Annotated in this window: 8 protein-coding genes; 3 read left to right on the top strand and 5 right to left on the bottom strand. The window is 61.3% G+C overall.

Features of this window, described 5'->3' with window-relative positions; all coding sequences use genetic code 11:
- Positions 1-212: 212 nt before the first annotated feature.
- The 5 genes from VFJ08_RS07065 to VFJ08_RS07045 form a co-directional block, all read right to left on the bottom strand.
- Positions 213-659, bottom strand: a complete 447-nt coding sequence (locus VFJ08_RS07065; protein WP_324996493.1) for an acyltransferase — start codon at positions 657-659, stop codon at positions 213-215.
- Positions 660-736: 77 nt separating this feature from the next.
- Entirely contained in the window at positions 737-973 is a 237-nt protein-coding gene (locus VFJ08_RS07060; RefSeq protein ID WP_324996492.1) for an acyl carrier protein, read from the bottom strand.
- Entirely contained in the window at positions 974-2,818 is a 1,845-nt protein-coding gene (locus tag VFJ08_RS07055; protein ID WP_324996491.1) for an HAD-IIIC family phosphatase, read from the bottom strand. It abuts the gene before it with no gap.
- A gap of 423 nt (positions 2,819-3,241) precedes the next feature.
- Positions 3,242-3,769, bottom strand: coding sequence for an acyltransferase (locus tag VFJ08_RS07050; RefSeq protein WP_324996490.1), 528 nt, complete (start codon positions 3,767-3,769; stop codon positions 3,242-3,244).
- A 151-nt stretch (positions 3,770-3,920) separates the two neighbouring features.
- Positions 3,921-5,540: an SDR family oxidoreductase gene (locus VFJ08_RS07045; protein ID WP_324996489.1), complete on the bottom strand. Its 1,620-nt coding sequence runs from the start codon at positions 5,538-5,540 to the stop codon at positions 3,921-3,923.
- A gap of 170 nt (positions 5,541-5,710) precedes the next feature.
- On the opposite strand from VFJ08_RS07045, the gene VFJ08_RS07040 reads away from it, so the two are divergent.
- The 3 genes from VFJ08_RS07040 to VFJ08_RS07030 all read left to right on the top strand — a co-directional run.
- Positions 5,711-6,742 carry an NAD-dependent epimerase/dehydratase family protein gene (locus VFJ08_RS07040; protein WP_324996488.1) on the top strand — a complete coding sequence of 344 codons (1,032 nt, stop codon included), beginning with the start codon at positions 5,711-5,713 and terminating at the stop codon, positions 6,740-6,742.
- Entirely contained in the window at positions 6,739-7,515 is a 777-nt protein-coding gene (locus VFJ08_RS07035) for a class I SAM-dependent methyltransferase (RefSeq protein ID WP_324996487.1), read from the top strand. Before VFJ08_RS07040 ends, VFJ08_RS07035 begins: the two co-directional genes overlap by 4 nt.
- Positions 7,516-7,629: 114 nt before the next feature.
- On the top strand, positions 7,630-7,869 hold a 240-nt coding region (locus VFJ08_RS07030; RefSeq protein ID WP_324996486.1), incomplete at its 3' end, for a type II toxin-antitoxin system RelB/DinJ family antitoxin.

Below are 7,869 nucleotides of genomic sequence, written 5' to 3'. Positions count from 1 at the left end.
GATCACGACCGCATACACCACGTTTGACTATATCTCCAAATAAACACCGATGCACGCAAAATAAAGAAGATTTATTTTCATTTGCGTTTTCCGCGTTCATTTGCGGATCGTTTTCGCCTTCCTCTTGTATCCTTATTTTTAAAGGTTGGTATTAATTGGTTCGAATATGTAGTTCTGTATTTTCAAATCGGGGCTTCGTGTGTTCCGGCAGATTACCTGCGAACGAAAATCGCGCGGGCCGGCTGCCCCTGCGCGATCGTGCCGCGCTCGAGCGTACCGCTGACGACCGAGTTCGGGGAGATGATGCAGTGATCGCCGATCTGTGCGCCGTCGAGGATAACCACGCCGGCGCCGATCCAGACGTCGTTGCCGATGCGGATGCCCTTGGACGTGATTCCCTGCTGTACGATCGGCATGTCCAACCGGTCGTAGCGATAGTTGACGCCGGCGATGGATACGTTCGGCCCGATCATCGCGTGATCGCCGATCGTCACGCCGCCGGAATCGGCCGCGATGAAGCTGCCGCTGCCGATGTCGACGTCCTCGCCGATGACGAGATCGCCGCGCGTCGCCTTGATCTTGACGAACGAACTGATCTGACTGCCACGGCCGATTCGAAGATTCGGCGTCAGTTCCACTTCGGCGCGCGGACTGACCATACAGCGGTAACGAACAAAGTAGAGCAGTGATACGACGGGCCCCGGGACGAGAAAACGCTGGGCTATCGTCTTGAGCTTCATTTGTTCGCGGTATGGGTGGTTACGCAGCCGTCGAGTTCCGCCGCGGTCGTGATGCCTTCGATCTCATCCATGCTCAAGCGGATGTCGAACGTCTCCTCGACCGCCGTGATCAGGCGCAGGTGGCCCATGGAGTCCCAGGCGACGGCGTCCGAGCCGCGGGTGAGTTCGGGCGTCACTTCCGCGGGCTCCAGATCCAGCGCGTCCGCGATGACCGATCGAAGTTGTTCGTTCATTCAATGATTCTCCGTAACAGTAACCGTCAGCGCCGCGCATTCGCGCGGGCGCGCTTGTGCGCGGTCTAGTCGATATCGTTTTTCGCCGGTGTCGTTTTCAGCTATCACGTCAAATCCCTGGGATTCGTAAAACGATTCGGCCGGACGATTCTTGGCGGTCGGGGCAAAGCGTGCGAACAGGGCTTCCGCGCCGCTGTTGAATACTTTCTGCTTGATCCGGTTGGCCGCGGCGGTTTCTATTTCACGCCCCAACGCGCGGCAACTCAATATGAAACTGTCGATTTCCGGCGTTTTGTCACTGAGATTGACCAGATAAGCACCGACCAGCCCGAGATCGCCGAAATTGTCCTTGACCCGAATCCACTCGAACAACCACTCTTCCGATTCGGCAAATTGCTTCAATTCGACTAAAGTGTAGCGTTTGGTCGTCAGATTGAACTGGTTCGTCTTGGAAAACAGCTGGTGAAGACGTGCCAGATCTTTACTCGCGGCGGCGCCAATTTCCACGCTCGTACCGAGATTTTCGAGATAGGCCGACAAATCGGTCGCGGTTCGCAGATTTTCGGTACGGGCCGCGTTTTCCAGATATTGCTCGGTCTTGCGCGTGTCTTCCTCGGTCAGCGTGAGCTTGTCGAAAGACCAGCTTTGCTGCAGCAGTTCGGCGTAGTCGGCGGGGTCCCGGGGCAGCCCGATAACCTCGACTTCGGGCAGTGTCTGGCGCACAAGCTCGCATTCGGCCGGGTTATCGTCCACGAAAACGATGCTGTCGACACCGATATTGAGCTCGGCGGCGATGCTTTCGATATTCAGCGGTTTGTGCTCCCAATTGACGCGCCAGGCCGCGAAATCAGCCCGGCTCAACGGCATATCGATCGTCGAAAATGCTTCGTCGACGTCTTCGGGATTGTTCTTGCTGACCAGCGCGAGCAGCACGCCCCGCGCCTTGATGTCGAGCAGTACGCGCTGGAATTCTTGAAAAGCCTCTCCGACCGGATCGCCCGTTTCGATCTTGAGCCCGCCGATACCGTCCTCGCCTACGACGCCGCCCCAGAGGGTATTGTCGAGATCAAGCACCAGGCATTTCTTCGCCGGTGTGACGAGCGCACAGAGCGCCCGCGCGATGGTTTGAGCGGCCGCCTGAAGACCCGGGCCGTCCCATGCGATTTTCGCGAGATGGTACATCCGCGGATTCCAACTCGCCTGACGGCCGGCGTTCGCGATTGCGCGGTCGACGTCGAGCACGTGTACACGCGGATCGTCTCGATAGGCGGCGGCGAGATTGTCGTTCAGCCAGCCAATCAGCGCGGCCGAGCTGACCGGACTGCGCAGATCGGCGAGTCCGAGCCCCGTAACCGAATGACGCGGAAAATTGCAGACCATCAGGGCCGCCTGAGTGTTCGTCTTTGCCGCCTCGACCCACTGCTCGACGTGCTCGAGCACGCGTTGGGCCTCGGTTTTTCGCATCTCGGCCGACAGCGCGGCGCCGCCGCTGACCAGCGAGGGCGCGAGGGCGCGCAGAAACAACGAGATCACGATCGCATCCGGCGCATAGGCATGCAGCGCGGAACCTGGATCGAGCACGGCTTGAACATGCTGATTGTAGCCACCGGCATGGCTGCCCAGCACGACGCCGTGCACGAAAGCCGAAACCGCCGCGTACCGCAGCGCCGGCTCCAGCGTATGGTTGCCGACCCATGCAACTTTAAGGTCAACCGGTAACTGTAAGGCGGCAATGCGTTTGTAGCCGCGCTCCACCCGCGCCGTGCTCAGCTCGCCGGCGGCGAGCTCCTCGCGTAGTATCCGCGGCGCGTCTTCCAGAGCCGTCGTCTGTGCCGCTGTGTCCATGTCAATCCCCGGTAGTAGCGCTACCGCGTGCGTCGGCAAATAGCCCATCGGATTTGCAGCAGTCGGGCTTACGGCAGCGCATGCCTCCAGTGAGTCCGGTTTTCGAAACGTAACCGGGCATCGACCGGAATTTGTCGGTGCGCAACGTGAAGAAAAGCGCGAGAGGTCGGCTACCGAGTAGCGTGTGCTCCCAATTGATTTTTATGTCCCCCATGGCAATGAGTAATTTATATTGAACAGCGGCGCGGGAGCAAGATATGCCGAGATACGTCAAGATTGCGCCCGGGATAACTACGACAAGCACGGACTTACGCGGCTGACAGCAATGCCGGCAGAAAGGCGTACACAGCAAATGAACGGGCGGCGTGATCGAGCCTCGAAAGATTTCTTGCGCAGCCGACGTGTTTGTTTCAGCGGAAAGCGTTAGCTGCGAACGGAAACCGGGCGGGCCGGTTGCCCCTGAGCAATCGTGTTGGGTTCCAGTGTGCCGCTGACAACCGAATTCGTCTTGACGATGCAGTGATCGCCTATATGGGCACCGTCTATTATGACGGTTCCGGCACCGATCCAGACATCGTTGCCGATGCGTATGCCTTTCGAGGTTCCCCCCTGCAGCGCAATGGGCACATCCAGCCGGTCGTATCGGTAGTTGACACCGACGATACAAACGTTCGGCCCGATTATCGCGTGGTCGCCGATGGTCACGGCGCCGGCGTCGGCTGCTATAAAACAGCCTGTGGCAATGGTGGCATGGTTGCCTATGATCAGGTCACCGTTTGTGGCCTTTATTTTCACGAAAGAGCTGACCAGAGTACCGCGGCCAATACGAAGGTTCGGCGACAACTCGACTTCAGCGCGAGGGCTGACGGTGCAGCGATACCGGATAAAGTAAATCAGGGATATGACGAACCCGGGAATGAGAAAGCGCTGGATTATCTGCCTGAGTTTCATACGCTTGCATTCTTGTTCGTGACGCAGCTTTGGAGAGCTCGGGCTGTCGCTCGACCTCGATCTTACGCTATTGCCACTTCCCCCCAAAACCGGCGCGTAGCGGGCTTCGGCTAATTGGGACAAGCGTCGGTATTCGATCGATTCGTCGTGCTTACCCGAACGGTGGTTCGCCCAGGTTGAGTACCAGGGATTGTCCGGTCATCGCGTTCGACCACTGCGAAGCCAGGAAGGCGGCCGCCTGCGCGGCCTCGGCCGGGTGCACATGGCGGCCGTAATCGCGCGCCGCCGCTAGCCGATCGCGAAACGTGCGCGGCACGGATGCCAGCAGATCGGTTTCGGTCATATTGGGGACCACGAGATTCGCCTGAATATTGGCGCGGATCAACTCCTTGGCGAGGTTGCGCGTATAAGCTTCAACGGCGCCCTTCGCGGTCGTATAGCAGCTTTGTCCGCTCGCCGGATGCCGCGCGGCCAGCGCCGAGAAATTGACGATCTTGCCGCCGCCGCGTTTCTGCATCAGCGGCACGACGGCGGAGCAGACGGCGTGTACGCCTTTCACCGAGATCTCCAACTCTTGCAGATAATCGTCCCAGTGGTTCGATACCGCCGGCGATGAATCGAAACGGCCCACGAAGCAGTTCACGAGGATATTGATACCGCCGAATGTCTCGCCGACGGCGGCGACCATCGCCGCCACTTGGTCGGTGCAGCGTACATCGCAGGCGAAGCACGACGCCGTGCCGCCGGCCGCGCGGATCGCCTCGACGATTGCCTCGGCGTCGGCCGCGCCGCGATAATAGGTCAAGGCCACCGAGGCGCCCTGCAAAGCCAGGAACTTTGCCGTGGCTTCGCCGATGCCGCGGCTGCCGCCGACGACGAGCGCGACGCGGCCTCTCAACCCCAGGTCGAGGTACGTATCGTTGATCTCGGCGGGACTCGGCATGGCGGCCGGACGATCCGTAATCAGCGCTTCCAGCGCGCCGGTGGCGATCGGTGCGCCCGCCGCGTCGAGAACAACGTCCGTCGAGATGTGTCCGGCGCCGAGCTGCACGCGCCGGACCGTACCGGTGAGCGCGCACTCCTGGCCGGGCTCGACGGCGCGCACGAAGTCGAGCGCAAAGCGCAGGGACGCGCCTCGAAGGCCGGGCAGACGCATACCGCTCATGGGCGACAGCATCAGCACGGCCAGCAGCTCCGGCGAGACGGAGCAGCCATGTTCAAGACCCATGGGCGCCAGAATTTCGGACTCGAAGTGCGCAAGTATGCCGGGATCGGCGGCGAATCGAATCGTTTCGCTGTGTCCTTCGAGGGTGTCGAGATCGGGATCGAGTTGCTCGAGGCGCGGTGCGCCCGCGAGTGGGTCCGATACGATTGGCTTCTGTCTGGCCGGTGCGACCGGCCGATATCGTCCCGAGGCGACGGCAAGCTTCGTGGCGCGGCCGGCGCGCGTCCAGGTGGCGTTGAATCGACGAGACGCGCCATCGGGCTCGACTTCCAAGCGCAGCGTTAGGCGGTCATGTGTCCATATCGGTTCGCGGAAGTGCCCTTTGATCGACTCCAGCCGGATGCCACCGGACTCCGGTTCCAGCGCGGCCAACGCGGCGATCGAGAGCACGGCGAGCATGCCGTGCGCCGGCCGTTCGCGAAAACGGGTGCGCCGCGCGAAGCCGTCGTCGGTGTGCAGCGCGCTGCGATCGCCCGTCAGTTCCGTGAAACGGTCGACCAGCGCGTCGGAGAACCGGAGTTCGCGCTGGATCTCGTTGCTTTCCATGAGCGTGCGCTTCCTGCTGGATCGCCGTTTCGGTGCTTCGGCGTAGCGTAATATCTTAAGTCAGAGCCGATAACATGACTGCCTCAATCGGCTAAGTAAATAAACCGGCGTTTTTTTTGAGGCAACAGAGATTGTGGCGCGCCGATGATCGAAACATCCGAGGTAGACACATGACGGATCAGCACGACGCACCGCGACGCGCCCTGGTTACAGGGGCGACCGGTTTCACCGGCGGCCAGCTGGCCAGAACCCTGGTCGAGCGCGGCTACTCGGTCCGCGCGCTGGTTCGCGATAAACAGGCGGCGAAGGCACACGAACTCGCCGCCGCCGACATCGAGTTGGCCGAGGGGGATGTCGGCGACGCGGCGGCCGTTAGTCGGGCGGCCGAGGGCATGACCCATATCTTCCACATCGCCGCGGTCTACCGAAGCGCGAACCATCCCGACAGCACTTACTTTCGGATCAATCGCGATGCCGTGGCGCATGTTCTCGCGGCCGCCGAGACGCACGGAGCTCGTCGGGTCGTGCATTGCTCGACGTGCGGGGTGCACGGCGATGTGGCCGAGATTCCGGCCGACGAGGAGACGGCGTTCAATCCTGGCGATGTCTATCAACGATCCAAGCTGGCGGGCGAGGATCTCGCGCGCCAGGCGATGGCCGACGGCGCGCCGGTGTCGGTGGTTCGCCCCACCGGGATCTACGGACCGGGCGATGACCGATTCCTGAAGCTGTTCCGCACCGTCGAAAACGGCACCTTTCGTATGTTCGGGTCCGGCGAAATCGCCTATCACTTAACTTATATCGACGATATGGTCCAGGGCCTGATCCTGGCCGGAGAACATCCGGCCGCGATCGGCGAAGTCTTTCTAATCGGCAGCGATCGCTACACCACGTTGAACGAACTGGTGAACAAGGTCGCGGCCACGTTGTCGGTCAAACCGCCCCGGCTCAAGCTGCCGGTCGCGCCGCTGATGGCGGCGGCGACGCTGTGCGAGTTCGCCTGCAAACCGGTGGGGATCGATCCGCCGCTGCATCGGCGCCGGGTCGCCTTTTTTACCAAGGCGCGCGCGTTTTCGGTCGACAAGGCCAAGCGGCTGATCGGCTTCCGGCCCGAGGTTGGCCTGGATGACGGCCTTGCCCGAACGGCGGACTGGTATCGATCGATGGGATATCTGAGATCATCGCCCAAGGCCGTGAAATGACCCCCGGCGAGACCGAAAAGATCGCCGACATTGGCTCGTCCCAACCCGATCTCGATGCGTCGACCGATCGATATGCAAACCGGTTTCGCGGCAAAAGCGGCGAATGGCTGCTGTCGCGTCAGACGGCGGCCGTGCGCAAGCTGCTCAAAGACGATCAAGGCGCGAACGTTCTCGACGTTGGCGGCGGCCACGGCCAAATCGCGGCCCCGCTACTGGCGGATGGTCACGCGGTGACGGTTCATGCGAGTTCCGAAGCCGCGCTCGCCCAGGTTCAACGGCTGGATCATCCGGCCCTCACGTTGTCGAGCGGGCCCTTGATGCCGCTCCCGTTCGCCGAGCGCAGCTTCGATATCGTCACGTCGTTCCGGATCATGGCGCATATCGGCGACTGGCGCAGGTTTCTCGCCGAGCTGGCGCGGGTCGCACGCCGGGCGGTAATCGTCGATTTTCCGATCCCGTCCGGCGCCAACGCGCTCGAGCCGCTGCTGTTCGGACTGAAAAAAAGGATCGAGGGCGATACACGGCGTTTCGACACGATCCGAAAGGCTGATGCCCGCCGCAGCCTGAAAGAGGCCGGATTTCCCCACGCCACTGAGATCGGGCAGTTTGTGCTGCCCATCGTGGTTCACCGAAAACTCGGAATGCCGGGCGTTTCATCCGTGCTTGAAAAGGCCTGTGGCGGGGTTGGGCTGGCCTCCGCGCTGGGCACGCCGGTTATTTTGCGGGCCAATCGGGCGGATGCCGAGCCCGACACGGTTCGTCGGCGTGTGTAGCCCCTAATTGCAGAATATCGTTTTCGAGTAGCGACAGCGTAGGCAGAGAAAAGCCGGTGCATCTCCCAGTCGTTTGGGCTACAATGTGGCCCATATCATTAATGGAGATAAGCCATGTCTGCAAATGCCGTTGTCCGGGCCCGTATCGACGAGCAAATCAAGGAAGAGGCCAGTGTTGTGCTCGCCTCGATGGGGTTGACCGTGTCGGACGCGTTCCGAATGCTACTCACGCGCGTCGCCCGGGAGAAAGCACTGCCTTTTGAGCCCTTGGTTCCGAATGCCACCACCATCGAAGCCATGAAGGAAGCCCGCCGCGGCGACTTGGAAACGGTGACGCTCGACGATCTTCAAGCA

Origin of the sequence: Salinisphaera sp. (genome assembly GCF_035690525.1) — a bacterium.
Classification (GTDB): Bacteria; Pseudomonadota; Gammaproteobacteria; order Nevskiales; family Salinisphaeraceae; genus Salinisphaera.
Note: the sequence above shows the minus strand (reverse complement) of the source record. Positions and strands in the feature narration are given on the sequence as shown.

Excerpts from the sequence above, each read along its gene's own strand:
- VFJ08_RS07050 (WP_324996490.1), bottom strand. The coding sequence starts at position 3,769 with ATGAAACTCAGGCAGATAATCCAGCGCTTTCTCATTCCCGGGTTCGTC.
- VFJ08_RS07035 (WP_324996487.1), top strand. The coding sequence starts at position 6,739 with ATGACCCCCGGCGAGACCGAAAAGATCGCCGACATTGGCTCGTCCCAA.
- VFJ08_RS07040 (WP_324996488.1), top strand. The coding sequence starts at position 5,711 with ATGACGGATCAGCACGACGCACCGCGACGCGCCCTGGTTACAGGGGCG.
- VFJ08_RS07045 (WP_324996489.1), bottom strand. The coding sequence starts at position 5,540 with ATGGAAAGCAACGAGATCCAGCGCGAACTCCGGTTCTCCGACGCGCTG.
- VFJ08_RS07055 (WP_324996491.1), bottom strand. The coding sequence starts at position 2,818 with ATGGACACAGCGGCACAGACGACGGCTCTGGAAGACGCGCCGCGGATA.
- VFJ08_RS07065 (WP_324996493.1), bottom strand. The coding sequence starts at position 659 with ATGGTCAGTCCGCGCGCCGAAGTGGAACTGACGCCGAATCTTCGAATC.
- VFJ08_RS07060 (WP_324996492.1), bottom strand. The coding sequence starts at position 973 with ATGAACGAACAACTTCGATCGGTCATCGCGGACGCGCTGGATCTGGAG.